At 72.2% G+C, this 25,266-nt stretch carries 21 protein-coding genes; 16 read left to right on the top strand and 5 right to left on the bottom strand.

The window, feature by feature from the left end; genetic code table 11:
• The first annotated feature begins 142 nt into the window (after nt 1-142).
• Nucleotides 143-913, top strand: a complete 771-nt coding sequence (locus tag I6A60_RS18320) for a 3'(2'),5'-bisphosphate nucleotidase CysQ (RefSeq protein ID WP_203024300.1) — start codon at nt 143-145, stop codon at nt 911-913.
• 14 nt (nt 914-927) lie between these two features.
• On the opposite strand, the gene I6A60_RS18315 is transcribed toward I6A60_RS18320, so the two are convergent.
• The 3 genes from I6A60_RS18315 to I6A60_RS18305 all read right to left on the bottom strand — a co-directional run bounded on the left by I6A60_RS18315 (nt 928) and on the right by I6A60_RS18305 (nt 3,895).
• The gene (locus I6A60_RS18315; protein ID WP_203024298.1) at nt 928-1,128 is read right to left on the bottom strand and encodes a hypothetical protein; all 201 of its coding nucleotides are present in this window, start codon (nt 1,126-1,128) and stop codon (nt 928-930) included.
• A gap of 96 nt (nt 1,129-1,224) precedes the next feature.
• Nucleotides 1,225-2,445 carry an ABC transporter substrate-binding protein gene (locus I6A60_RS18310; protein WP_203012116.1) on the bottom strand — a complete coding sequence of 407 codons (1,221 nt, stop codon included), beginning with the start codon at nt 2,443-2,445 and terminating at the stop codon, nt 1,225-1,227.
• A gap of 193 nt (nt 2,446-2,638) precedes the next feature.
• Nucleotides 2,639-3,895, bottom strand: coding sequence for an ABC transporter substrate-binding protein (locus I6A60_RS18305; RefSeq protein WP_203012117.1), 1,257 nt, complete (start codon nt 3,893-3,895; stop codon nt 2,639-2,641).
• A 439-nt stretch (nt 3,896-4,334) separates the two neighbouring features.
• Here I6A60_RS18305 and I6A60_RS18300 point away from each other — a divergent pair, with 439 nt between their 5' ends.
• The 14 genes from I6A60_RS18300 to I6A60_RS18235 all read left to right on the top strand — a co-directional run bounded on the left by I6A60_RS18300 (nt 4,335) and on the right by I6A60_RS18235 (nt 21,487).
• Nucleotides 4,335-5,927 carry an AMP-binding protein gene (locus I6A60_RS18300; RefSeq protein WP_307873745.1) on the top strand — a complete coding sequence of 531 codons (1,593 nt, stop codon included), beginning with the start codon at nt 4,335-4,337 and terminating at the stop codon, nt 5,925-5,927.
• Between the two features lie 231 nt (nt 5,928-6,158).
• On the top strand, nt 6,159-7,268 hold the full coding sequence (locus I6A60_RS18295) for a Zn-dependent alcohol dehydrogenase (RefSeq protein ID WP_203012118.1): 1,110 nt from the start codon (nt 6,159-6,161) through the stop codon (nt 7,266-7,268).
• A complete protein-coding gene (locus I6A60_RS18290) occupies nt 7,265-8,416 on the top strand; it encodes a hypothetical protein (RefSeq protein WP_203012119.1) in 1,152 nt (383 codons plus the stop codon). The genes I6A60_RS18295 and I6A60_RS18290 overlap by 4 nt, the downstream gene beginning before the upstream one ends.
• A 79-nt stretch (nt 8,417-8,495) precedes the next feature.
• Nucleotides 8,496-9,551: a phosphotransferase family protein gene (locus tag I6A60_RS18285; protein WP_203012120.1), complete on the top strand. Its 1,056-nt coding sequence runs from the start codon at nt 8,496-8,498 to the stop codon at nt 9,549-9,551.
• Nucleotides 9,552-9,606: 55 nt separating this feature from the next.
• Nucleotides 9,607-11,277 carry a class I adenylate-forming enzyme family protein gene (locus I6A60_RS18280; RefSeq protein WP_238435703.1) on the top strand — a complete coding sequence of 557 codons (1,671 nt, stop codon included), beginning with the start codon at nt 9,607-9,609 and terminating at the stop codon, nt 11,275-11,277.
• Nucleotides 11,252-12,439: a MaoC family dehydratase N-terminal domain-containing protein gene (locus I6A60_RS18275; RefSeq protein ID WP_203012121.1), complete on the top strand. Its 1,188-nt coding sequence runs from the start codon at nt 11,252-11,254 to the stop codon at nt 12,437-12,439. Before I6A60_RS18280 ends, I6A60_RS18275 begins: the two co-directional genes overlap by 26 nt.
• A gap of 66 nt (nt 12,440-12,505) precedes the next feature.
• Nucleotides 12,506-13,132 carry a TetR/AcrR family transcriptional regulator gene (locus I6A60_RS18270; RefSeq protein WP_203012122.1) on the top strand — a complete coding sequence of 209 codons (627 nt, stop codon included), beginning with the start codon at nt 12,506-12,508 and terminating at the stop codon, nt 13,130-13,132.
• A gap of 85 nt (nt 13,133-13,217) precedes the next feature.
• Nucleotides 13,218-14,405 carry a cytochrome P450 gene (locus I6A60_RS18265; protein WP_203012123.1) on the top strand — a complete coding sequence of 396 codons (1,188 nt, stop codon included), beginning with the start codon at nt 13,218-13,220 and terminating at the stop codon, nt 14,403-14,405.
• A gap of 66 nt (nt 14,406-14,471) precedes the next feature.
• The gene (locus I6A60_RS18260) at nt 14,472-15,446 is read left to right on the top strand and encodes an MDR family oxidoreductase (RefSeq protein ID WP_203012124.1); all 975 of its coding nucleotides are present in this window, start codon (nt 14,472-14,474) and stop codon (nt 15,444-15,446) included.
• 4 nt (nt 15,447-15,450) lie between these two features.
• Nucleotides 15,451-16,176 (top strand): SDR family oxidoreductase, encoded by a 726-nt coding sequence (locus I6A60_RS18255; protein ID WP_203012125.1) that lies wholly within the window; start codon nt 15,451-15,453, stop codon nt 16,174-16,176.
• Complete coding sequence (locus I6A60_RS18250) at nt 16,173-17,642, top strand: class I adenylate-forming enzyme family protein (protein WP_203012126.1); 1,470 nt, start codon at nt 16,173-16,175, stop codon at nt 17,640-17,642. The genes I6A60_RS18255 and I6A60_RS18250 overlap by 4 nt, the downstream gene beginning before the upstream one ends.
• A gap of 65 nt (nt 17,643-17,707) precedes the next feature.
• Entirely contained in the window at nt 17,708-19,132 is a 1,425-nt protein-coding gene (locus tag I6A60_RS18245) for an aldehyde dehydrogenase (protein ID WP_307873744.1), read from the top strand.
• Nucleotides 19,133-19,164: 32 nt separating this feature from the next.
• Nucleotides 19,165-20,610, top strand: a complete 1,446-nt coding sequence (locus tag I6A60_RS18240; RefSeq protein WP_203012128.1) for an acetyl-CoA synthetase — start codon at nt 19,165-19,167, stop codon at nt 20,608-20,610.
• A gap of 61 nt (nt 20,611-20,671) precedes the next feature.
• A complete protein-coding gene (locus I6A60_RS18235) occupies nt 20,672-21,487 on the top strand; it encodes an enoyl-CoA hydratase-related protein (protein ID WP_203012129.1) in 816 nt (271 codons plus the stop codon).
• A 39-nt stretch (nt 21,488-21,526) separates the two neighbouring features.
• On the opposite strand, the gene I6A60_RS18230 is transcribed toward I6A60_RS18235, so the two are convergent.
• Nucleotides 21,527-22,006, bottom strand: a complete 480-nt coding sequence (locus tag I6A60_RS18230; protein WP_238435702.1) for an Lrp/AsnC family transcriptional regulator — start codon at nt 22,004-22,006, stop codon at nt 21,527-21,529.
• 146 nt (nt 22,007-22,152) lie between these two features.
• Here I6A60_RS18230 and I6A60_RS18225 point away from each other — a divergent pair, with 146 nt between their 5' ends.
• On the top strand, nt 22,153-24,483 hold the full coding sequence (locus I6A60_RS18225) for a pyruvate dehydrogenase (RefSeq protein ID WP_238435713.1): 2,331 nt from the start codon (nt 22,153-22,155) through the stop codon (nt 24,481-24,483).
• 72 nt (nt 24,484-24,555) lie between these two features.
• On the opposite strand, the gene I6A60_RS18220 is transcribed toward I6A60_RS18225, so the two are convergent.
• The gene (locus I6A60_RS18220; protein WP_203012131.1) at nt 24,556-25,266 is read right to left on the bottom strand and encodes a GntR family transcriptional regulator; all 711 of its coding nucleotides are present in this window, start codon (nt 25,264-25,266) and stop codon (nt 24,556-24,558) included.

Genomic DNA, 25,266 nt, shown 5'->3' with positions numbered 1-25,266 from the left:
CGACCGCTGGCCCGGGAGGCACCGCGGGATCAGGGCGCCGTGGGCGCGGCACCAGGCAGTGGGCTCTGATCGTGATCACACAACTCTCGCGGGCCCGACTCCGCGGCCGCGAGCCCATCGTCCCGAGCGCGAGGCCCCAGCGATGACACCACCCGGCCCGGAACACGACCTCCTCGCCGGCGGGCGCCTCCTGTCCGCCGTCGATGACCACACACTGGCTGCCTGGCTCGCGGTCCGAGCCGGCACCCTGCTGCTCGACATCCGCGCGCAGGGTGGCAGGGAAGGCGACCGCCAGTCGAACGACCTGCTGCTGCGCCTGCTGGCGATGGCCCGCCCCGACGACGCCGTCCTGTCCGAGGAGAGTGCCGACGACCTCGCGCGCCTCGGCCGCGAACGGGTCTGGATCGTCGATCCGCTCGACGGGACCCGCGAGTACGGCGAGCCACCGCGGACGGACTGGGCGGTCCACGTCGCGCTGGCGATCCGAGGCCGGCCCGCGGTGGGCGCCGTGGCCCTGCCCGCCGCCGCTCGCGTCCTGCACACGGGCGCGCCCCCGGTGCTTCCGCCCAGCGGGCAGGGGCCGATCCGGCTGACCGTCTCGCGCAGCCGGCCACCGGCCTGTGTGGAGCACCTCGTCCGGCACCTGGACGCCCAGCTGGTCCCCATGGGCTCGGCCGGTGCGAAGGCGATGGCCGTCGTCCGCGGTGAGGCCGACGTCTACGCGCACTCCGGCGGGCAGTACGAATGGGACTCCTGCGCGCCCGTGGCGGTAGCCGCCGCGGCCGGCCTGCACGTCTCGCGCCTCGACGGGAGCCCGCTGCTCTACAACCAGCCCAGTCCCTATCTTCCCGACGTCCTCATCTGCCACCCGGCCTTCGCGGACCGCGTCCTCGACGTTCTCCGGGACAGCTGAGCCGAACGACGGATTTAGGGGCGTGCCACGCCGCACCAGTAGCCGTCGTGATCGAGCGCGGCGGGCGGCGGGCGGCGGGCGGCGACGAACCTGGTGCCCGCATGGTCGACGTCGATCTCGTGAGCAGCCGGGACCTCGTGGACGAGGTCCCTCAGCGACCCGAGATCTACTCGGCGGGCCTCGCGCGCCGAGGTAGCGGGCCGATCACGGGACACCAGGTGTCCCGTGATCGGCCCGGTCTGCGCCAGCTGGCCGGGCTCCGTCAGACGAGGTGAGACCGGCGATCCCGGACGTCGGGATCGCGCGGCAGATCAACCGACCGGTTTCCCGCAGATCGGCTCGGCGCCCTTGACGAGTTGAAAGGCCTTCCCGACCAGCTTCACGACGAAGACGCAGTTGTCCACGCCCTTCGAGGTCGGCCCGCGCTGCCCGAGGTCGATCTTCTGCCCGAGGAGCCCGGCGGCGTCGAACGCATGGAGGGTGTTCAGGCCGGCGATGAGGCGGGCGGGCGTGGCGTCTCCGCCGGAGGCCTTCAGCGCGTCAGCGAACATGGCTAGCGCGGCGTAGCCCGTGTACTCGCCGTACGAGGGATGGGCGGACAGGCCGGCCGTGCGCAGATCGGCGACGAACTGTCTGGTGGCGGCGGTGTTCATCTCCACCGGCTGCATCGTCGTGGCGAAGTAGACGTTCTGCGCGACCTGCAACGCGCCCGGCCCGCTGTCCAGCAGGTCGCCGCCGTAGCCGGTCAGCAGATATGGGACCTTGAGGTCGAGCCCGGCCTGTCGGGCGTTCTTGATGATGGCAAACCCGGTGTCCGCCTCGACGAACGCGGTCACCCCTTCGACCTTCGCATCCTTCATGGCCAGGACGGCCGGTTGTACCCCGCTGGTCCCGAGCGGGAGCTGGGTGTCCTGGAAGGCGACATCCAGTCCCGCGGCCTTCGCCGAGGTGGCGTATGCCTTCACCGTCTGAGCGGAGTTCGGGACGACTCCGTAGGCCAGCAGGCCCACCCGGGTAACGCCCTGCATCTTCATGAACGCGCCGAACGCCGTGTTCGCCTGTTCGGCGTAAAGCTCTCCGGAGACCGAGAACATGTTCGTGTTCGTCGCCCATTCGGGGGAGGTGGCCTGCCCGAAGACCGGCACGTTGTTCGACTTGAGGTACGGAGACGCGGCGAAGGAGAACACCGTGGCCTCGACGACCCCGTCCACGTGACTCTGCCGCACCAGGCTCTGCGCGCCCGACAGCGCGCCCGCGGGCGACGAGCCCGTGTCGGCGACCACCGTCTTGACGGTGTATCCCTGCCGCCTGGCCAGCACGACCCCGGCCTTCACCCCGTCGACGACGGCCTTGTTCGTCGAGGCGCCCACACCGGTCACGTCCGCGAGGACGCCGATGGTGTAGGTCCGGGCCGGGCTCGCCGACGCGGACGACCCGCCTGTGCCGCCCGCCGAGGAGCCTGAGCTCCCGCAGGCGGCAACCATCAGTAGTGCGCTCGCTAAAATGACCGTGCCGGACCATTGTCGGATCATTCGTTTGACCTCTCACATTGACACGGACCAGGTGGAAGGGCGATGGAAGGCCGCTGTCGCGCGACGCCGTGTACTGGGCTCCGAGCTGGCTGAAGGTCGGCGAGGGTAGTGGGCAGTGAGCCGGATTCCCGCGGTGGGAAGAGTGGGCGGGACCGGGCGATGACCCGCCCACGGCCGCGCTCCGTCATCCGTTTCAGTGGAGTGACGTGCCGCACCAGTAGCCATCGTGGTTGAGCGCGGTGGGTGGCGGCACGGAGACGAACTTGGTGCCGGTCTTGTCGACGTCGATGAAGGTCTGGCAAAGGGTGGGCTGTTTGGGGTGGCTCAGGTCGAGCGGGGAGATCAGGCCGCCGGCCGTGAAGTCGGTGACGTTGCGAAGATTCCGGATGAACTCCTCGCGGCTGGGGCACGCGCCGGCGAGCTCCAGGCCATTGATCATCTCGTCGGCGACGACGTAGCCGCCGATGGCGAGTTCGTCCGCCGGGTCCTTGGCCTCGGGGGCGTAGTCGCTCATCGCGGCCTGGTAGGTGCTCATGGCGGGCGTGCCCGGGGCGCCGATGCTGGAGGGAATGGACATGCCGGCCATGTCGGCGCCGCGCTGGGCGAGCAGGTCGGGGCTGTAGCCCGTCAGGTTCAGCGCGACGTTGAACCTGACGCCGAGAGCCCTCGCCGCGGAGTACACGGCCAGGAAGGGCTCCAGCTGGGCGGCGCTGACGAGGGTGTCCGCGCCGGACCTCCGCAGCTGGTCGGCGACCCGCCCCGCATTGGTGACGCCGTCGGTGTACGTCACCTCGCCGACGACCTGGATGCCGCGGCTTCGCAGGCTGGGCGTGAGCTGCGCGGCGAGGCTCTGTGAGGCGGCGGCGTTCGGGTCGACGATGACCAGCGCCTTCGTGCCGCCCTCCGCCCTGACGAAGTCGCCGAACACGGAGGTGCCTCCGCCGTTGTACAGGTTGCCGGCGTGGAAGAGGTTGGGGTAGTCGCTCCAGATGGCGCTCGAAGCGGTTCCGGTGACCGGGACGTTCTCCTTCGCCAGCCAACCGGCGGACTGGTCCAGGGCCGTCGACGTGGTGATGAGGCCGAAGACCTTCTCCGTGTCGACCAGCCCATGCGCGGCGCCGGAGAAGGCCTGCTCGTCGGACTGGTCGTCTCGCCACACCAGGTCGATCCGCCGGCCGTTGACGCCGCCGTGCGCGTTCTGCAGGTCGATGCGGGCCTCGACGCCGCTGCGGGCCGACTTGAACGTGGAGGCGATCTCGGTGGGCCCGGTGTCTGGATAGATGTACCCGACCTTGATGGAGTCGGCTGTCACGCCGGGCGCCGGCAGGGGACAGGCGCTGGCTGCCGGCGCGGACGATCCGCAGGCGGTCAGCACCGTGGAGAGCCCGACGAGGGCGACGGCGACCGCCGCGACAGGGGCCCGCCCAGGTAATCGGCGAATGATCCTCACGGCCATCTCCCTCGTTGCTTCGTGCTGCTGAGTCCGCGGGTACCCGGTCGGGCCTCCTCACGGCGACGCAGTCGAGCTCGCTCGGGTGAGGCTGGTCCCACGGCCAGCGCGGTCTTCCGTGGTGCGCCTCCCCTCGGCCCCATGGATACTTTACAATGCTCAAATTGGTCAAGGGCCCGCCGTCGCGGGCCGGTCAGCCACCCGGCCGGTGGGCTGTGACCGAGGTACTACACAACGACTGGGCCGTGGTCGCCGACCCGGCAGGGCGCCGGGGGCTGCCGTCGCGGCGCCGGCCCCCTGGCCGTTCGATCCGGTGAAGGCAGGTCACGATGTCTCACGCACTGTCGGAGTTGGAGCCGCGGGAGTGCCGTTACGGCCACCGCGCCGGTGGCGAACGGGAGCCGAGGCTGCCGGGCGCGCGCCGGGGAGCGCGGTGGGCGTGACCCGCGCGCGCACCGTCGCGGAGGCCCTCGACGCGGTGCTCGCCGATGCCCCTGACAGGCCCGCGGTGGTGGGGCCGAGCGGGATGTTGACCTATGCGGGCCTCGACGCGGCGGCCGACGCGGCCGCCGGGTTCCTGGCCGAGCGCGGGGTCCGGCCGGGTGACCGGGTCGCCGCCGCGCTGCCGAACGATCTCGACATCGTGGTCGCGTTCCACGCGGTGGCGCGGCTCGGCGCGGTCTGGGTGGGCCTCGGCCGCGCGCTCGCCCGGCCGGAGAAGGACGCGCTGCTGGCCGTCGCCCGTCCCGCGCTCGTCCTGGTCGACCCGGCCGGCTACGCCGCCGAGCGCGAGCCGCGCACGACGGCCAGGGCCCCCGGACGGCCGTCCCCACTGCTCGTCGACCCGGCGGACCCGTCGGGCGACTGGGCCGCCGGCCTGCGCGCGCATGCCGGGGAGCCACGCCGGCCGGCGCCGGACCCGGATCTGCCGGCGGCGATCGCCTTCACCAGCGGCACGACCGGTCTCCCGCGAGGCGTCGTGCACTCCCAGCGAAACCTGCTGCTGCCCGCGGCGGCGCTCGCCGCCGACCGCGGCTACGACGAGAGCCTGCGCAAGGGCGACTGCCTGCCGCTGACCATTCTCAACCTCGTCGTCCTGACGACGCTGCTGACCTCGGCCGCGGGCGGCTGCTGCGTGCTGACCGACCGTCGCGACGCTCGCGGCGTCGCGGCGTGGATCGAGCGTGAGTCCGTCACGGTCTGGAACGGTGTCCCGGCCTTGCTGCACAGCCTGCTCCACGACCCTGAGATCACTCCCGAGCGGCTGGCGTCATTGACGGAGGTGTGGTCCGGCGGCGCCAACTGCCCCGAGGAGCTGCGAGCCGCGTTCCGCGACCGGTTCGGTGTGCCGGTGTGCGCGACCTACGGGCTCACCGAGGCGCCGACGGTCGTGACGATCGACCCGCCGGGGCGGCACATCGCCGGAGCCAGTGGTGTCCCGCTGCCACACCTGGACGTGCGGGTCGTCGACGACGAGGGCGCACCCGTACCCACCGGGGAGCTGGGCGAGGTCCTCGTCCGGGCCGCGCACGCAGGGCCGTGGCAGGGCGCCTACACGCCGATGCTGGGCGAGTGGACCAGCGACGGGCTGGTCTCCTTCCAGGGCTCGGAGCTCCGTACCGGCGATATCGGCCGGGTGGACGGTGACGGCTGGCTGTCCATCCACGACCGGCTGAAACTGCTCATCATGCGAGGAGGGGCGAACATCTACCCGGCCGAGGTCGAGCGGGTCCTCGCGCAGGTCGACGGGGTCCGCGAGGCCGTCGCGTTGGGGCTGCCCGACCCGCGGCTGGGCCAGCGGGTCGTCGCCGTCGTCGAGGTGACCCAGCCCGGCGCGACGGACGAGGAGACGTGTGTCGCCCACTGCCGGGCCAGCCTCGCGCGCTACAAGGTCCCCGAGCGTGTCCTGGTGCTCGACGCGCTGCCCCGCAATGCCATGGGCAAGCCGCTACGCGCGGCGCTGCCACCTCTCTTCGCGTCCGCCCCCGAACGTGAGGACGGGGCCCGGACGGCGCGGCCGCGGGCGACGTAGGCCGGCCGCGGCCGTGTGAGGCGGCCGGCTCCCCAGGTCGCGGCCTGGTCGGGGCCGGCGCGGTGGCCTGGTCACCAGGAGCTGGATCGTCGCTCCCGCGCCTGGGCGCTTTCCTTGAACGCCGATTTGAGCAGTGTAAAGATGACTGTGTCGCGGCCCCGGGCGTCATCGCCCCGGCCCGCGTCAGGGGTCCTACGTCCGTGCCCCACGTGTGGTGAAGGAGTCAGCTGGATGCGCGCCGCTGTGATGACCGCCTACGACGAACCTCTGGTCCTCGAGGACCTGGAGCGGGATCCGCTCGGGCCGCACGATGTCGCGGTCCGGGTCGACGCGAGCGGCGTGTGCCACTCGGACCTGACGATCCTCACCGGAGGCCTGCCGTTCCCCCCGCCGGCCGTGCTCGGCCACGAGGCGGCCGGAACCGTGCTCGAGACCGGTGACCAGGTGACCAGGGTCCGACCCGGTGACCGGGTCATCGCCAGTTTCGTGCCGCTGTGCGGGGAGTGCTGGAACTGTGTCCGCGGTCGCGGCCAGTTCTGCCGGCGCGCCTTCGGCGTGTCCGTCGCCCGGCGGTGGCGGCGGCCCGACGGCGCCCTGACGCTGGCGATGAGCGGTCTGGGGGCCTTCGCTGAGGAGATGGCGGTGCACGAGTGGTCGCTCGTCAAGGTCGACACGGACCTGCCGGCGGAGCAGCTGGCGCTGATCGGCTGCGGTGTGGCGACCGGCGTCGGTGCCGCTCTGAACACGGCCCGGGTCAGGCCCGGGTCCACCGTGGCGGTGATCGGCTGCGGCGGGGTCGGGCAGTTCGTCGTCCAGGGGGCGCGCATCGCCGGCGCGAGCCGGATCATCGCCGTGGATCCGGTCGCCTTCAAACGGGAGAAGGCGCTGGCTCTGGGTGCCACCGACGCGATAGACCCGGGCCTCGACGGGCCGCAGGCCACGGTGAACGACCTGACCGCGGGACGCGGCGTCGACTATGCCTTCGACGTGGTGGGCCTGCCCGCGACGATCCTGGCCGCCTATGACGTCGTCCGCGCGGGGGGAACGGCGGTCATCGTCGGCATGCCCCGCCAGGACGAGACCGTGACGTTCCCGGCGTCCGCGCTGTACGCGCGGGAGAAACGGCTGGTGGGCTGCTTCTACGGGTCGAGCCAGGTCCGCCGTGACTTTCCCCTGCTCGTGTCACTGGTGGAGACCGGGCGGTTGGACATCGCCGCCACGGTCACCCGCCGCCTGCCGTTGGCGGACGTGAACGCGGCTTTCGACGCGATGCAGGCCGGCGAGTCGATCCGAAGCGTCCTCGTGCCCGACGCGGCCCGCCCGATGGGAGCAGTCGCGTGACCGAGGAGACCGAGGCGCCCAGGCCGCTGGCCGTCGACGCCAGCACGGAGCACTTCCCCCTGACCGGGCTCGACGAGTACCTCATTCACAACCACCCGACGCCGGTGGCCGTCATGTGGACGCCGGACCTCCAGGCCTACGAGCGGGTCTGGTTCACCTGCCACGACCGCGTCGGCGAGCTGCTGGTCGTCTGCGGCGTCGCCTTCTACCCCAACCTCGGCACCGCGGAGGCGTTCGCGATCGTCAACCTGCGCGGTCGGCACATCACCGTGCGGGCGCACCGCCCGCTCGGGCCGGACCGCACGACGCTCGCGGTCGGCCCGATCGCCCTCGAGGTGGTCGCGCCGTTCCGGGAATGGCGGCTGACGCTCGGCGAGAACGACCAGGGCGTGCGGTTCGACCTCAGCTGGTTCGACACCAAGCGCCCGATCTTCCGCAACCTCGGCGCGGGGGCGATCGTGGGCAGCCGGCCCTTCAGCGGCGTCGCCGGCTATGACGGCTTCGGCCACCAGGAGGGCTGGGTCGAGGTCGACGGCGAACGTTTCGAGGTGACGCCGACCAGCCATCTCGGCACGCGGGACCACCACTGGGGAACCCGCGACGGCGTCGGCGGGCCGGCGCTCTACCAGGGCTTCACCCATCCCGTCCCGAGCGTCTTCGTCGAGTTCCCCGGCTGGTCGGTCTGGGTCGACCATCTGCTGCGCAACCTGGGGGACCCGAAGCGGGGCAGCGGGCTGTTGCAGGACCGGCGTTACCGCCTGCGCTTCGAGCCGGAGACCGACCAGCTCGTCGGCGGCGAGTTCGACCTCGTCCACAAGGACGGCTCGGTCCGGACGATGACGTTCGAGCGTCTGGGCAACCAGATCGCGTTCCTGCGCTGCGGCATGTACGGCGGGCCGAACGGCGGCACCCCGGACGGCGACATCTGGCAGGGAATGAAGGTCGGCGACGGCCGGAGCCTCGTCGTCGGGGGCGAGTCCTACGACGCGAACGATCCGGGGACGCGGGTCCGGGTCGGTGGGCTCGACCAGTTCCACGCCCGGTTCGAATGCGACGGAGAGGTCAGCTTCGGAATGGTGGAGAGCTACAGCTCGCTCACGCACGCGATGGCGGCGGCGGGCCGCGGCGGGCTGTCGGTGCTGCGGTGAGAGTCGGTGCTGCAGTGACGGCCGTGAACCGGCCTCTGGGCGGGCCCCGGCGACCCGCGTCGGGCGGACGGGCCGACCGATGGTAGCCGGGAACATCCGCGACGACGCGGTGGTCAGGTCCGGCGTGCTGGCCTGGCTGGCGGCCCGCCACCCCGGGGGCGGCGACTTCGCGCTCACCGAGTGGCACCGGCCCTCCATCGGCCACTCCAACGAGACGTTGCTCGTGACCGCGACCTGGACGCAGGACGCGCGGCCCCACCGTCTCGAGGCGGTCCTGCGGCTGCCGCCGCTGCTGCCGGCGTTCCCCTCCTACGACCTGCGCGTGCAGGCGGAGGTCCAGCGGGTCGTCGCCGGGCACGGGCTCCCGGCGCCGGCCGTGCTCGCGGTCGAGGAGGACCCGGCGTGGCTCGGCTCGCCCTTCCTGCTGATGGAGCGCGTCCGGGGGCGGGTGCCCGGCGAGATCATCACGATGGACGAGTTCGTCATGGCGGCGAGCGCCGAGCAGCAGGCCCGGCTGCAGCGGGACTTCCTCCGGCAGCTCGCTCGGCTGCACACCGTGGACTGGGCCGCCAGCGGCCTGGAGAAGATCGTGCGCGGCGCCGGGGCCTCGCTTCGGCAGGACGTCCAGTGGTGGGCGGACTACACGCGGTGGGACACCGACGACAGGCCGCCGGCCGGACTCGTCGAGGCGGTCGACTGGTGCCTGGCCACGGCGCCGAGCGACGACCCGCCGCGCTCGCTGCTCTGGGGTGACGCCCGCTACGGAAACGTGATGTGCGACGACGACCGGCGGATCGTCGCCGTGCTGGACTTCGACCTGGCGACGATCGGCCCGGCCGAGATGGACCTGGCCTGGAATCTCGCCCTCGACTCGCTGCTGTCTCGCTGGACCCGTCGCTCGGTGCCCGGTTTCCTCGACCACGACGCGGTCGTCGACAGCTACCAGAGCCTGCTCGGCCGGGAGCTGCGCCATTTCGCCTGGCACGAGATCTTCGCGCTGGTTCGGTCGGCCTGCGTCAACCAGCGGCAGGCGCGGCTGGCGGCGAAGGCCGGGACCGCGTACCCGGGCCCGACCGAGGACGACAACCCGCTCGTGGCCGACGTCCTGCGTCGGATCGAGAAGTTCAACGGCTGATGGCCACGAGCGCAGCCAGGCCGGCGAGCCGAGACCAGCGGGAGGTGACAGGAAAATGGAGGCCATAGCCGCGGGACCGCCGCTGTCGTCGGTCGACTACGTGCGATCGACGACGCTGGCGGCATTCATCGCGCAGGTCTGCGCCGAGCACCGGTATCGCGAGGCGCTCGTCTTCGACGACCCGCTGATCGGTGGTCAGACCGTCCGGTGGAGCTACGGCGAGCTTCTCACCCGCAGTCGCGCCGTGGCCCGCTCGTTGATCGCGAGCAAGGTTCGCCCCGGGGACCGCGTCGCGATTCTCATGGCGAACCGGCCACAGGCCGTCGCGGCGTTCTTCGGCGCGGCGATCGCAGGAGCCGTCGTCGTTCCGCTGTCGACCTTCTCCACCGGGCCGGAGCTGGCGACACTGCTGGAGCTGGCCGACCCGGCTGTGCTCCTCGCGCAGACCCGGATGGGCAACCGGGACTTCGCGGCCGACCTCGACCGGGCGCCCTGTCGGGTCGCCGCCGTCGGGCGGGACTGGGACTCCTTCCTGGACGAAGGAACCGAGGTGCCCGACGCGCTCCTCGACGACATCCAGGCGGAGCTGACCCCCGACTCCGACGGCCTGGTCATCTTCAGCTCGGGGACGACGGCGCGGCCCAAGGGGGTGCTGCACACGCAGCGAGCGCCGACCGTCCAGTTCTGGGTTCAGGCGCGGCTGTTCGGCCGCACGCCGGCCACCCGGATGTGGACCGCCCTGCCGCTGTTCTGGACGGCCGGCATGAACACCGCGATGGGAGCCACGCTGGCCGCGGGTGGCTGCTGGGTGATGCAGGAGGGCTTCGATCCCGAGCACGCGCTTCGCCTCATGGAGCGTGAGCGCGTGACCGAGCCGTACACGCTGCCGCACCAGGCGCGAGCCCTCGAAGAGCATTCGGCCTGGTGGACGACCGACCTGTCGTCGTTACGGCAGGTCTTCGGCAAGTCGGTGTTCTCCCGTCACCCGACCGTCCACGGCGACCCGAACTGGCAGATGCCGGTCGGCTGGGGGATGTCCGAGACGTGCGCCTTCATCTCGGCGCACCCCAGTGACGCCGGCCGTGAGGCGATGCGGCGGAGCCTGGGCGGGATCGTCCCGGGCGCCGAGATCAAGGTGATCGACCCGGGCAGCGGGCGGGTGGTCGAGCGCTGCGCGGAAGGCGAGCTGCTCGTCCGCGGCGAGACCCTGATGAAGGGCTACCTGGGCAAGGACCCGGCCGAAAGCTTCGACGCCGAAGGCTGGCTGCACACCGGCGACCTCGGGCACCTCGACGACGACGGCGAACTGCACTGGACCGGCCGCCGCACCGAGATGATCAGGACCGGTGGCGCGAACGTGTCACCCGCCGAGATCGAGGTGGCGCTGCGGGCCTGCCCGGACGTCCGACTCGCCCGGGTGCTGGGAATGCCCGACGAGCGGCTCGGGCAGGTCGCCGTGCTGTGCGTCGAGCTGACGGAGGGAGCCGACGCCGAGTCGGTCCGCGCCTTCCTTCGCTCCAGAATCGCCTCCTACAAGGTCCCGAAACGGATTCTGGTCTTCGGCGCGGGCGAGATACCGCTGACCAGGAGCGGGACGAAAGTGCGCGACGACGACCTTCGCCGGCTCGTCGGGCCCCGCCTGGCCGGCGCCGGCGACGAGGCCCGAGGCGGAATGATCACTAGGAAAGAGAGTGGGTTGAATGGCCGTGGGCCAGGAGACGAATGACGAGCTGGACGTTTCCGATCTGGCGCGCCACATGGGTGTGCCGATCATGCCGGGACAGCTGCGCGAGCCGATCGCCGTCAACGACATCCGCCGGTGGGTCCAGGCGATGCACTACCCGAACCCGCTGCACTACGACGAGTCGTGGGCCGCGCAGAGCCGGTTCGGCGGCTTCGTCGCCCCCCAGTCCTTCACGGTCGCGACCGATACCAGCCATGGCTGCGCGCCCGCCCAGGTGGGACGGATCCATGACTCGCATCTGGTCTTCGGCGGCGACGAGTGGTGGTTCTTCGAGGGCCGCATCCGTCCCGGCGACAGGATTCTGTGTCACCGGCAGCCCTTCGACTTCAAGGTGCGGCAGACGGCGTTCGCCGGCCCGACGTGTTTCCAGCGCGGCGACACGCTCTACCTCAACCAGCGCGGCGAACGGATCGCGCTCCAACGGTCGACCGCGATTCGCTACAAGGTCCGCGCGGCCGCCGAGAAGAAGCTCTACGACGCCGGCGGCGGCGAGCCCGAATGGACCGAGCGGCAGCTGGCCGAGCTGGACGAGACCAAGCAGGGGTTCATCGACCAGCTCCAGGCGCTCGGCCACGACAAGCGCCTGCTGTCCAGCGTCACGGTCGGCGACCGGCTGCCGCCCAACGTGCTGGGCCCGCACAGCCTGGCGAGCTTCGCGACCGAGTGGCGGGCGTACCCGATGACCACGTGGGGCGCGATGGCCAAGGGCCCGACGTCTGTGCGCGGCGAGGACCTCGGGTACACGAAGGACATGGCCGGCCACGAAGGGGACCGCGACCTGGAGCGGACCAATCCGGAGAAGACCGACGGCGCGTACTACGGGCCTTCCCGTGGCCATCTGCAGCCGACCTGGGCACGGCGGATCGGGATGCCGCGCGGCTACGGCTACGGCGCGTCGGTCGGCGCGTGGCTGCTCGACTTCGTCGCGGCCTGGGCGGGCGAATGGGGGAGCATCTACCATGCCGACCTCAGGTATCGCAGCCCCGTGCTCACCGGGGACGCGACCTTCCTGTCCGGTACCGTCACAGAGGTCCGCGAGGAACGCCGGCGGGTTCACGTCGCCAGCATCGAGGTCGTGGCCCGCGACCAGGACGCCGCGGTACAGGCCAAGGGTGTGGTGACCGTTCAGCTCCCGGTCTCCTGACGCGCGCATCCGCCGGCTGGGCGCTCGGCCGGCCGGCGCGGCTGCTGCCCTACGATTGGTGGCGTCATGAGCAACGGGTCCGACGGCGGTGCCGCCACTGCGAGGCCGGTACGCAGCCGCCGGCGCACCGACCTCAGCGAGCGGGAGATCGTCACGGCGGCGCTCCGCCTGGTCGCCCGCGAGGGCGCCGACAAGCTGACCATGCGCGGTCTCGCCGCCGAGCTCGGCCTGTCCTCGATGGCCAGCTACTACCACGTGCCGAGCAAGACGGTCCTGTTCGACCTGGTCGCGGACGCGGTCCTGGCCGACGTGCGGGTGCCCGACTCCGAGGAGCCGTGGGAGAAGCGGGTGCGCGAGATGTTCATCTCCGCGCGCTCGGAGCTGGCCCGCTACCCGGGCGTGGCGGCGCTGCTGCTGAGCCGGACGTCCGAGACGCCGAACATGCGCCGGCTGTCCTCCGAGCTGCGGCGCGCGCTGCGTCAGGCTGGCTTCGGGCGGGCCGAGTCGGACGCGTTCGGTGAGGTCTTCACGATCTACCTGTTCGGCCGGCTGATCTTCGAAGCCCGGCCCAGCGCCGACTCCGTCGCCGCCGCGGCCGAGCCCGACCAGGCCGGCACAGGGGCCGCCGACGCCTTCGAGACCGGCCTGGACCTGCTGCTGGCCGGCACCAGGGAACAGCTCCGAACCACCTAGCACGACGGGCCGCAGGGCCTCCGGCGGCGCTTGACGCCCCGACTTGAGCACTGTAAGAATTCGTCCGACCAGGGAGCGAGGACCCATGACACCTGTCACGGCCCCGGGGCCGATGCTTACGGTCCCCGGCCTTTTCGAGCGTCCCGACTATTTCGAGATCCTGGCCAGGCTCCGCCGCGAGGCACCGGTCGCGCGCACGCCGGACGGTCTCTGGGCGGTGACGCGTTACGAGGACATCCGAATGATCAGCCGGGAGCCGCACCGTTTCTGCTCCGGCCGTGGTGTGCTCGTCAATGACCCGATCCGTGTCCACGGCGCCGTCAATGACGAGACGTCGCTGCTCCATATCGACCCGCCGCACCACAGCAGGTACCGAGGCGTCGCGAACCGCCAGTTCACGCCACGGGCGGTGGGCCGGCTGGAGGAACGGATTCGGGCTATCACGCGGGAGGTGCTGGAAGCGGCCGACCCCAGGCGTGAGATCGACCTCGTGGGTGAGATCGCGGCGCCCATTCCGGTGCGGGTCATCGCCGAGCTGCTCGGCATCGACGCCGCCGATCTCGCGACGTTCCGCCGGTGGTCCGACGCGGTGATCGAGGTGATCGACCACCCGACGGCGGAGGTCTACGCCGAGTCCGGGGAGCTGCTCACCTACCTCATGCGCCTCGCCGACCAGCGCCGTTCCGAGCCCCGCGACGACCTGGTCTCCCGACTGTGGCAGGCCCAGTACCAGGGCGAACCACTGTCCCATGAGCAGGTGAGGATGTTCGGCCTCACCCTGCTCGTCGCCGGCAACGAGACCACGCGCCACCTGCTCTCGGGAACGCTGGCCGCGCTGGCCGCGCATCCCGAGCAGCGGGCCGCGCTCGTGCGCGAACCGGACCGGATTCCGGCCGCCGTCGAGGAGTGCCTGCGCTGGACGACGCCCATCCAGGCTTTCGGCCGGACCGCGACCGAGGACGTGACGCTGCACGGGCAGGAGATCGCCGCCGGCGACTTCCTGGTCCTTCTCTACGCGTCGGGTAATCGCGACGAGCTGGTTTTCGGACCCACCGCCGACCGTTTCGACGTCGCGCGCGCCGCCGGCCCCAACATCTCCTTTGGTTTCGGTGAGCACCTCTGTCTCGGCGCGTCGCTGGCCCGGCTGGAGGCCCGCGTCGTGCTGGAGGAACTGCTGGCCCGGTTCCCGGAATTCGTCACGGGAACACCGACGAAAGTTCAGTCCACGCTCGTCCGTGGTTTCCAGACCCTGCCCGGCGTGCTCGCGCCGTAAATGGGCCGGAAGAAAGACATCTTCGGCGTAGATCGCCGGCCGACCTGACATTGTGAAGGAATCCGCATGGTGCGTGCAGTGGTGTTGACCGACGTCCCGCCGGCGTCCCTGGTGGACCTGGCCGCGGACGATCTGCCCGACGGCGACGTCACGATCGACGTGCGCTGGTCGTCGCTGAACTACAAGGACGGCCTGGCGGTGACCGGATCGGGGCGGATCGCGCGGAAGCTGCCGATGACCTGCGGCGCCGACCTCGCAGGCACGGTCGCGGCGTCGGAGAACCCGGCCGTGCGGGTCGGTGACGAGGTCCTCGTCACCGGGTGGGGCCTGTCCGAGACCAGGCCGGGAGGCTACACCCAGCGTCAGCGCGTGCCGGCCTCGATGGTCACCGCGCGGCCCGAGGGCCTGTCGCTGCGGCAGACCATGGCCATCGGGACGGCGGGCCTGACGTCAATGCTGTGCGTGATGGCGCTGGAGGGGGCCGGTCTGCGGCCTGGCGCGGGCCCGGTCCTGGTCACCGGGGCGAGCGGGGGAGTGGGCACGCTGGCGGTGGCCGTGCTGGCCTCGCTCGGCTACGAGGTCACGGCCTCGACCGGCTCCCCGGCCGCGCATCCGCTGCTGCGCGAGCTCGGCGCGACCGAGATCATCGACCGGGCCGAGCTGGCCACGCCCGGGCGGCCGCTCGGCAAGGAACGCTGGGTGGGGGCGATCGACACGGTCGGCAGCCAGACGCTCGCGAGCGTGCTGGCGTCCATCCGGTACGGCGGTGCCGTCGCGGCCTGCGGGCTGGCGGGCGGCAACGACCTGCCCGCCACCGTCCTGCCGTTCATCCTGCGGGGCGTGAGCCTGCTCGGCATCGACTCGGTGATGTGCCCGCCGGACCTGCGCGACGCCGCCTGGTCGCGGCTGGCCAGCGATCTGCCGGTCAGCCTGCTCGACCGCGTCACCCAGGTCGAGCCGCTCAGCGACATCGTGAAGCTCGGCAAGCAGATTCTGGCCGGCGAGATCTCCGGCCGCGTGGTCGTCGACGTCCGGGCCTGACGCGGTGGCGACGCGAACAGCGATCGTCACCGGCGGGAGCGGCGGCATCGGTCGGGCGTGCGGGCTGGTCCTTCAGGAGCGCGGCTACGACGTGGTGCTGACCGCGCGCCGCGCCGAGCCGCTGGCCGAGGCGGCCCGCGAGATCGGCTGCCGGTTCGTGGCGGCCGACTGCGCGGAACCCGACGAGTTCGCGCGGGTGGTGGCCGCGTGCGAACAGGTGGACCTGCTCGTCCACTCGGCCGGCGTCCTTCGGGGGACGTTCGTCCGGAAGGAACGGATCGAGCAGTTCGACGCGGTGATCCGCGCCAACCTGCGCTCGACCTTCGTGGCCGTGCAGGGTGTCCTGCCGATCATGCCGGTCCGCGGGCGCATCGTCCTGATCTCGTCCTCCGCCGGCGACCAGGGCATGAAGGGCCGGTCCGCCTACTCGGCGTCCAAGGGCGCCGTGAACGCCTTCGCCGACGCCCTGCGCGGCGAGGTCGTCCGGGACGGCATCCACGTCAACGTGATCGTTCCCGCGCCGGTCGAGACCGCGATGCTGGCGGGGGTGACCTTCGAGATGCACGCCATCCAGGCCAGTGACGTGGCCGCGGCGGTCGGCTACCTCGACGGGCTCGACCCCCGGGTCGTCGTGCCGCGGATCGACCTGCGCGCCGTCGAGTCCGGCCCGCTCGCCCCCGCGCCGTTACGCCCGCCGGGAGCGGCCGCCACGGCGGGGGCCCGGCCATGACGGTGACCGTGGGAGTCCCGATCGGCCAGCGGCTGAGCGACCTCGCCGCGGCCGACCCGGACCGGCTGTCCGTGGTGGTCGTGCGCCAGGACGGGGGTCGCGAGGCGCTCGACCGCCAGCAGGTGGAGGACGGCGCGAACCGGTGGGGCCGGGCGCTGGCGGCCCGCGGGCTCGCGGCCGGGGACCGGGTGGCGCTGCTCGTCCACAACTCGGTCGAGCTGGTACTCGGAGCGCTCGGTGCCTGGAAGGTGGGCGCCGTGCCCGTTCCGGTGCGCTGGGACCTGCCCGCCTGGGAGCGAGAGCGGGTCCTCGCGGTCGTCGCCGCCCGGGTGGTGATCGACGAGGGAACCGCGCCAGCCCTGCGGGCCGAGGCCGCGACGTTCCCGGCCGACCCGCTGCCCGCGGTCACCCCGCAGCACTCGTTCGGCATCTGCAGCAGCGGCTCCACCGGCACGCCCAAGGTCATCGTCAACACCCGGCCGGGCCGGTGGACCGCGGAGCTCTCGACGCCGTTCGCCGAGAACTTCGGCGGCCCGGTGACGCATCCGCAGGTCGTTCTCGTGCCCGCGCCGATGTATCACACCAACGGTTTCATGACCCTCAACTCGCTGCTCGGCGGTGACCGTCTGGTCATCCTGGAGAAGTTCGACGCCGTCGCGGCCATCGACGCGATCGAGCGGGAGGGCGTCACCACCTTCACGGCGACACCGACAATGCTGCAGCGCCTGGCCGCCGTTCCCGGCATCGACGGCCGAGATCTGTCCCGCGTCGAATGGATCCTGCAGGGGGCCGCGATGATGCCGCCCGCGCTGCTGCGCCGGTGGTTCGACCTGCTGGCGCCGGAGAAGGTCATCATGGCCTACGGCATGACGGAGCAGCTCGGGCTGGTGGCGATTCGTGGCGACGAATGGCTCACCCATCCCGGAAGCGTCGGGCGGGGATTCCGCGGCACCGAGCTCAGGATTCTCGACGAGTACCAGAATCCGGTGCCGGCCGGGGTATACGGCGACGTCTACCTGCGGTCGCCCGCCACCGGGGCGTACGACTACCTCGGGGGAGCGCCGCTTCTGCCGACCACGCCGGACGGTTTCGGCACCGCCGGCGACATGGGGCACCTCGACGAGGAGGGCTACCTCTATCTGGCGGACCGCCGGGTAGACATGATCATCACCGGTGGCGCGAACGTCTTTCCCGCCGAGGTCGAGGGCGCGCTGTCCGAGCACCCGGATATCGCCGACGTCGTCGTCGTCGGGCTGTCCGACCCCGACTGGGGCCGGCGGGTACACGCGATCGTCGAGCGCCGGCCGGGCACCGCCGGGCCCTCGGAGCAGGAGTGCATCGCGTTCGTGAAGGCACGGCTGGCGTCGTACAAGGCGCCGAAGTCGGTGGAGTTCGTCGCCGAGCTGCCGCGCAGCGCCGCGACGAAGATCAGTAGGTCCGCGCTCGTCGCCGAGCGGGGCGGCTGATGGCCACGCCCGCCGACGGGACCCAGCCGCGTCCCGCCCTCCGACCGCCCCAGAAGGGTGAAGCCGTGTACGAGTACGAGCGCTTCTTTGTCGACGGCGCCTGGGTGGAACCGCGGACGGACGCCGCCGTCGAGGTTCACTCACCGCACGACGGCGCCGCCGTCGGCCGGGCGCCGAACGCCGCCGCCGAGGACGTCGACGTGGCCGTGGCCGCCGCCCGGCGGGCGTTCGACGAGGGCCCGTGGCCGTGGCTGTCGCCGGCCGAGCGGGTCGCGGCGCTGCGGCCCTTCGTCGAGCGCTATGGCGCGCGGACCGCGGAGATGGCCGCGCTGGTGACCGGCGAGATGGGCTCGCCGGCGTGGTTCTCCGAGCAGGCACACGGGCTCGGGCCCTGGTACCTGATGGGGGAGACGCTCGCCTTCGCCGAGCACTACGACTGGGAGCGGCCCAGGGGGCGCAACCTGCTGCGGCGCGCGCCGGCCGGGGTCGTGGGGATCATCACGCCGTGGAACGTGCCGCAGGTGACGATCCTCGCGAAGCTGATGCCCGCGCTGCTCGCCGGCTGCACGGCGGTCGTGAAGCCGGCTCCCGAGACGCCCCTGGACGCCATGCTCCTGGCGACGATGCTCGCCGAGGCCGACCTGCCACCCGGGGTGGTGAGCGTGATCACGGGCGGCGCGGAGGCCGGTCGCCGGCTGAGCGAGCATCCCGGCGTCGACAAGGTCTCCTTCACCGGCAGCGCGGCCGTCGGGGCGCGGATCGGGAAGGCGTGCGCCGAGCGGCTGGCCCGGTGCAGCCTCGAGCTCGGCGGCAAGTCCGCCGCGATCGTCTGCGAGGACGCGGACTTCGACCGGACGATCGACGGCCTGCGCTTCGCCTCCTTCCTGAACAACGGCCAGGCCTGCGTCGCGCAGACCCGGGTGCTCGCGCCCCGGTCGCGTTACGACGAGTTCTGCGCGGCGTTCGCGGCGATGGCCTCGGCGCTGGCGGTGGGCGACCCGGCCCTGGCCGACACGTACGTCGGACCGCTCGTCTCGGCCCGCCAGCGGGAGCGGGTCGCGTCCTACCTGGAGATCGGGCTGGCCGAAGGCGCGGTCGCGGCGGCCGGCGGCCCCGGCGAGACGGGCGATCCGCGCGGCCAGTACGTGCGGCCGACGGTGTTCCGCGATGTCACGAACGACATGCGGATCGCCCGCGAGGAGATCTTCGGACCGGTGGTCGTCGTGATCCCCTATGAGGACGAGGACGACGCCGTCAGGATCGCGAACGACTCCCCCTACGGCCTCGGTGGGTCCGTCTGGACGAAGCACCGGGCCCACGGCCTGAGCATCGGCCGGCGGGTACGCACGGGGACCTTCGGGATCAACAGCTACGGGCCGGAGTTCAGCATGCCGTTCGGCGGCTTCAAGGCCAGCGGCATCGGCCGCGAGTACGGGCCCGAGTCCTTCGACGAGTACGTCGAGCTCCAGTCGATCTACGGCGTCGCGTGAGCGGCCGTGGGACTCGCCGCGGGGACCCGGACATGACCAGCATCTGCCTGATCGGCGCCGCGCAGCGGACCGTGCGCGAGACACCGGCGCCCGAGCCCCTCGACAGCTGGGAGGCCCGGGCCCGGGAGGCGGCGGCCAGCCTGCCGCGAGCGCTGGCCGACGTGCAGTCGATCCAGGTCGTCTACTGCCAGAGCTGGCCCTACGACGATCCCGTCGGCCGGCTCGCCGAGCGGCTGGGCGCCGATCCGAAGCACCGCGTCTACTCGGGGATCGGCGGAACCGTCCCGCAGACGTTGGTCAACGCCACCGCTGCCGCGATGCTGCGCGGCGAGCTCGATCTCGCGCTCGTCGTCGGCGGCGAGGCGCTCGCGACGGTCCGGGCGTACAAACGGGCGGGGGAGCGGCTGCCCTGGTCCCACCGCGAGACGCCCCGCTCGCCCTTCCCGTGGACGCCGCCCCATCCGGCCGAGACCGCGCATGACGTGCTCCAGGCGTGGGAGACCTTCCCGTTGTGGGACACGGCCCGGCGGGCCGCCCGGGGCGCGTCGCTCGCCGACGACGCGGCCGAGGCCGCACGGCTGATGGCGGGGCTGACGCCGGTCGCGGCGGCGAACCCGCATGCCTGGCGCCCACGCGTCCTCGACGCGGCGACCGTCGGCACGGCGACGCCGGACAACCGCTACGTCGGCTGGCCGTACACCAAGAACGAGGTCGCCGTCATGGACGTCGACATGAGCGCGGCGCTGCTGCTGGCGACCGGGGCCCGCGCCGACGCGCTCGGCGTGCCCGAGGACCAGCGGCTCTACCTGGCCGGCTGGTCGTACGCGCAGGACCCGGCGAGCATCGCCGCCCGCCCCGACCTGGCCCGATCGGCGGCCATGGCGGCCGCCGGCCGGGCGGCGCTCGACCGGGCCGGGCTGACGCTGGCGGAGGTCGGCGCCTTCGACCTGTACTCGTGCTTCCCGTCGTCGCTGCGGCTCGGCTGCGACGCGCTCGGCCTGGAGGTCGACGACTCCCGCGGCCTGACGGTGACGGGCGGGCTTCCCTACGCGGGCGGTCCCGCTTCTGGTTACCTCCTGCACGCCCTGGCCTCCCTCTACGAGCAGCGACCACACTCGGCGCTGGTGACGGGGGTCGGCATGCACCTTCAGAAGCATGTCGCCGCGGTGTGGACCTGTGCGCCGGCCAGGCCTGAGGCCCCTGACGACGACGTCGTTCAGCAGGGCGTCGACGCCGAGCAGGCCGCCCGCCGTCTGCTCGTCTCCTACGAGGGGCCGGCGCGGGTGCTGGCGTACACGGTCGCGCATTCCCGGGACGGCGGCGCCGAGCGGGGTCTGGTCGTGCTGGACACCCCGCGCGGTCGGGCCCTCGCTCGCGTGCACGAGCCCGCGCTGCTCGCCGACGCCGAGTCCCGCGAGCTGGTCGGGCAGCCGGTCACCGTCACGACCGACGGGCAGCGCAACGAGGCCCGCTGGTGACGATCTTCACCCCTGATCTCCGCTCAACCCTCGTCCGCGCAACCCTCGAAGGAGAAGGCTCGTGCCCGTTCACTACGAGGTCGGCACCCGCGCACCGCACGTCGCGCTGATAACGCTCGACAGGCCGGAAGCGAAGAACGCCTGCGACCTGGAGCACTTCCACCAGCTCGCCGAGACCTGGAAGCGCTTCGCCGCCGACGACGAGGCCTGGGTCGCGATCTTCACCGGGGTGGGCCGGGCGTTCATGGCGGGCGCCGATCTCAAGACCTACGTCCCGGAGATCACCGCGCTCAGCCAGAAGATCAAGAGCGGCGACGTCGACTCGGTCCGCGGCTACTCCCTGACCGACGGCACCGACGCGGTGCTGCGCGGCACCAGGATCTACAAGCCGATCGTCGCCGCGGTGAACGGCCCCTGCGTCGCGGGCGGGATGGAGATGCTCGGGGGCATCGACATCCGGATTGCCAGCGAGCACGCCACCTTCGGCGTGCTCGAACCGGCGCGCGGGCTCTTCGCCGGGGGCGGCACGACCGTGCGCCTGCCCCGGCAGGTGCCGTTCGCCCACGCGATGGAGTTCCTGCTGTGCGCCGACCAGGTCGACGCCACCCGGGCCCACCAGATGGGTCTCGTGAACGCGGTCGTCCCCGAGGCCGAGCTGCTGGACACCGCGTTCGCCTACGCCGCCCGGATAACGAAGAACGCTCCGCTGGCCGTCCAGGCGACGAAGCGCAGCGTGCTGGAGGGCCTCAAGCTCGGCCTGGGCGACGCGTACCGGAACGAGGCGCGGATCGCGCAGGAGATCTTCACGACCGACGACGCGAAGGAGGGGCCGCGGGCCTTCGCCGAGCGTCGGGCCCCCAGGTGGACCGGCAGCTGACCGATCGTGCCCGGACCCGCGCGGCGATCCGCCAAGGGGTCACGACGGACGGATCTCGCGGCGCAGCAGCGGGCTCACCCGGTAGTCCACCAACTGCCGCATGACCAGCGACGTTTCGGTTCTTTCCACGCCTGGGGTGGCCAGGATCTGCCCGGCGATCCGGTAGAGGTCGTCGCCGTCACGGGCGGCGACCCGCACCAGCAGATCCTTCGCGCCGCTGAGCCCGAAGACCTCCAGAACCTCCGGAATGCCGGCGAGACTCGCCGCCACCTCGTCGAGGAGCTGTTGCGTGACCGTGGCGACGATGAAGGCACTCAGCGGGTAGCCAAGCGCCGCTGGTTCGATGCGCCGCTCGAAGCTGGCCAGCACCCCGTGTTGATCAAACCGCGACAGCCGTGACTGGACGGTGTTGCGCGACAGACCGACAGTGTCGGCCAGGGACAGCACGGTGGCGCGCGGCTCGTCGGCGAGAGCGAGCAGGAGGCGCGCGTCCGTGTCGTCCACCCGCGTGGCTCGCATTCTGCTCAGGGGAGTCGGTGATAGCTCGATCGTGTTGAGCACAATGATAAGTGCTGCGTGACGAGGTTGCGCACATCGACCTCTGAGAGGTCTGATTCCCAGCAGATTGCCTGTTATAACACCTTGCCGGGGAGTTGATCGTGACGATGACCGCGACGAGCGTCGACCTACCGCCGGGAGTCGACGATCGAGGTGAGCCGCTGCGCGCGATCGAGGACCGGGTCCTGTGGCTGTCGAGCGCGATCATCGATCACGCGAACCGGGTCCGGCCCAACCCGTCGGGCCTCAAGGTCGGCGGCCACCAGGCGTCGAGCGCCTCGATGGTGTCGATCATGACGTCGCTCTGGTTCGAGCAGCTGCGGCCGGCGGACCGGGTCTCGGTGAAGCCGCACGCCTCGCCGGTCCTGCACGCGATCAACTACCTGCTCGGCCAGCTGGACGCGTCGTCCCTGACGACGCTGCGCGAGTTCGGCGGACTGCAGGCCTATCCCAGCCGGACGAAGGACCCCGATCCGGTGGACTACTCCACCGGGTCGGTGGGCATCGGGGCGACGGCCCCGATCTGGGCCGCGCTCGCCCGCCGCTACGTCGAGGGCCATTTCGGCGCGGGGGAGACCGGCGGACGGCAGTACTCGCTGCTCGGGGATGCCGAGCTCGACGAAGGCGCCTGCTGGGAGGCGGTCCTGGACCCGATGGTGGCCGAGCTGGGCGAGGTCGTGTGGATCGTCGACCTCAACCGCCAGTCGCTCGACCGGGTGGTGCCCAACATCGGCGCCGACCGGCTGCAGGGCATGTTCGCGGCGGCCCGCTGGCAGGTGCTGTCGGTCAAGTACGGCCGCCGGCTTGAGGCGCTGTTCGGCCGGCCCGACGGTGACCGGCTGCGCGCCCGCCTCGACGCGATGCCGAACCCCGAGTACCAGCGGCTGCTGCGTTGCGGCCCCGGTGAGCTGCGCACCCGCCTCGCCGGCTCCGGCCCGGACGGCGCAGCGGTCCGCCGGCTGCTCGACGGTGTGGCCGACGACGAGCTGCACGCCGCCGTCCGTAATCTGGGCGGCCACGACCATCGGGCGCTGGCCGACGCCTTCGCCCGGATCGACGACACGCGCCCGACCGTGATCTTCGCCTACACGATCAAGGGATACGGGCTCGCCACCGAGGGTCATCCGCAGAACCACTCGGCGCTGCTCAACGCCGAGCAGCTGCGCTCGCTCGCGGCCCGGGTGGGCACGGACCCCGACCGGCCCTGGCTGCGGTTCCCGGCCGAAAGCCGCGAGGACCGGCTGTGCGCCCAGGTCGCGGCGCGGCTCGCGCGCGACCCGGTGCCCCTGTCGCCGCCGCCCGCGGTGCCGACGGACCTCGGTCACACGCCGACCGGGCTCGCCACCACCCAGGCCGCGCTCGGGCGCACGCTGCTCGACCTGAACCGGGCCGCTCCGGACGTGGGCGCGCGGATCGTGACCGTCAGCCCCGACGTCAGCTCGTCGACCAACCTCGGCGGCTGGGTCAACAAGGTCGGGGTCTGGTCCGACACCGAGCGCGACGACTGGTTCGCCGACGACGCCGAGACGATCCTGCACTGGCGGGAGCGGCCGACCGGGCGGCACGTCGAGCTGGGGATCGCCGAGACCAACCTGGTCGGCGCGATCGGCGAGCTCGGCGCCACCTGGAGCCGCTGGGGGCAGCCGCTGCTGCCGATCGGGGTGCTCTACGACCCGTTCGTGGAACGCGCCCTGGAACCGTGGTCGTTCGGGATCTACGCCGGCGGGCAGTCGATCCTCGTCGGCACCCCGGCCGGGGTCACGCTCGCGCCGGAGGGCGGCGCGCACCAGTCGATCAAGACTCCGTCGATCGGCCTCGAGCAGCCGGGCTGCGTCAGCTACGAGCCGGCGTTCGCCGTCGAGGCGGAATGGACGCTGCTCGCGGCGCTCGCCCAGCTGGGCCGGCCGGGCGGGCAGTCGGCCTACCTGCGCCTGTCCACGCGCTCCGTCGACCAGTCGCTGGCCGCGGTGCCGAGCGACCCGGCCGCCCGCGAGCGCCGCCGTCGCAACGTGGTGGCCGGCGCCTACCTGCTACGCCGGCACGACCGGCCGGCGGTGACGCTGTGCGCGATGGGCCCCCTGGTCACCGAGACGCTGGCCGCAGCTGACCGGCTGGCCGCACTCGGCTTCGGCGCGGACGTCGTCTGCGTGACCAGCCCGGACCTGCTCTTCCGGGCCCTGCAGGCCCGCCGCGGGCTGGGTGACGCGGCCGAGTGGATCCTGGAGGTCGTCTTCCCGTCCGACCGGGCGGTGCCGATGGTGACGGTGCTGGACGGCCATCCGCACACCCTGGCCTTCCTGGCCGGCGTCAACCGGGTGCCGTCCGCGCATCTCGGGGTGACCGGGTTCGGCCAGTCGGGTGACCTCGGCGACGTCTACCGGTATCACCACCTGGACGTCGACTCGATCGTGGGCGTCGCCCTCGACCTCGTCGACTGATGCGGCTGATGCCCGAGGCCCGCTGCCGGGTCTCGGGCATCAGGGTCCCGCTCCGGGAGCGGCGGACGGGCCTCAGCCCGCCGTCTCGCGGGCCTGGAGGCCCGCTGCGGCGGTCCCGAGGGCTGCCCCGGCCATCTTCTCGTTGTGGTCGAGGTGCTCGTCGACGGCGCGGGCGGCCGCGTCCGGGTCCCGGCGCCGGTAGACGCTCAGCAGGCTCTCGTGGGCGTGCCGCCGGCGGTGGTGCTCCTCCGGGTCCGGGTCGAGCAGGCCGAACCCGATGCGGATATAGCGCTCCGCGGCCCGCCAGAGGGTGGTCAGCACCCGGATGTCCCAGGCCGTGGCGGCGGACCCGAACAGCGCGAGATGGAAGTCGCGGTGCGCGTCGTAGATCGCGTCCATGCTCCGGTCCGGGTCACCGAAGTCGGCGGCGTCGCGCTCCAGCCGGTCCAGCTCCGCGTCGGAGATCCGGGTGCAGGAGCGGCGCGCGAGGTCGGGTTCGAGCAGCCGGCGCAGCCGGTAGATGGCGTGCAGGTCGTCGAAGTCGATCGGCGCGATGGTGACGCTGCGGCCGGGCCGGATCACCACCAGCCCCTCGCTCTCCAGGTTCCGCAGCGCCTCGCGGACCGGGATGAAGCTGACGTCGAGCCGGCTGGCGAGCTCGCGCAGCGAGAAGCTCTGACCGGGAGGCAGCGCCCCGGTCAGGATCGAGCGCCGCAGCTCGGTGGTGACGAGGTCGCCGACGGTGCGTGACTCGACGGGACGGACCTCCGCCGGAGATGCCAT

It is taken from the genome of Frankia sp. AgB1.9 (assembly GCF_016786355.1).
Lineage (GTDB): Bacteria > Actinomycetota > Actinomycetes > Frankiales > Frankiaceae > Pseudofrankia.
Note: the sequence above shows the minus strand (reverse complement) of the source record. Positions and strands in the feature narration are given on the sequence as shown.

Excerpts from the sequence above, each read along its gene's own strand:
- I6A60_RS18320 (WP_203024300.1), top strand. The coding sequence starts at position 143 with ATGACACCACCCGGCCCGGAACACGACCTCCTCGCCGGCGGGCGCCTC.
- I6A60_RS18310 (WP_203012116.1), bottom strand. The coding sequence starts at position 2,445 with ATGATCCGACAATGGTCCGGCACGGTCATTTTAGCGAGCGCACTACTG.
- I6A60_RS18295 (WP_203012118.1), top strand. The coding sequence starts at position 6,159 with ATGCGCGCCGCTGTGATGACCGCCTACGACGAACCTCTGGTCCTCGAG.
- I6A60_RS18285 (WP_203012120.1), top strand. The coding sequence starts at position 8,496 with ATGGTAGCCGGGAACATCCGCGACGACGCGGTGGTCAGGTCCGGCGTG.
- I6A60_RS18280 (WP_238435703.1), top strand. The coding sequence starts at position 9,607 with ATGGAGGCCATAGCCGCGGGACCGCCGCTGTCGTCGGTCGACTACGTG.
- I6A60_RS18275 (WP_203012121.1), top strand. The coding sequence starts at position 11,252 with ATGGCCGTGGGCCAGGAGACGAATGACGAGCTGGACGTTTCCGATCTG.
- I6A60_RS18270 (WP_203012122.1), top strand. The coding sequence starts at position 12,506 with ATGAGCAACGGGTCCGACGGCGGTGCCGCCACTGCGAGGCCGGTACGC.
- I6A60_RS18265 (WP_203012123.1), top strand. The coding sequence starts at position 13,218 with ATGACACCTGTCACGGCCCCGGGGCCGATGCTTACGGTCCCCGGCCTT.
- I6A60_RS18260 (WP_203012124.1), top strand. The coding sequence starts at position 14,472 with ATGGTGCGTGCAGTGGTGTTGACCGACGTCCCGCCGGCGTCCCTGGTG.
- I6A60_RS18250 (WP_203012126.1), top strand. The coding sequence starts at position 16,173 with ATGACGGTGACCGTGGGAGTCCCGATCGGCCAGCGGCTGAGCGACCTC.
- I6A60_RS18240 (WP_203012128.1), top strand. The coding sequence starts at position 19,165 with ATGACCAGCATCTGCCTGATCGGCGCCGCGCAGCGGACCGTGCGCGAG.
- I6A60_RS18230 (WP_238435702.1), bottom strand. The coding sequence starts at position 22,006 with ATGCGAGCCACGCGGGTGGACGACACGGACGCGCGCCTCCTGCTCGCT.
- I6A60_RS18225 (WP_238435713.1), top strand. The coding sequence starts at position 22,153 with ATGACCGCGACGAGCGTCGACCTACCGCCGGGAGTCGACGATCGAGGT.
- I6A60_RS18220 (WP_203012131.1), bottom strand. The coding sequence starts at position 25,266 with ATGGCATCTCCGGCGGAGGTCCGTCCCGTCGAGTCACGCACCGTCGGC.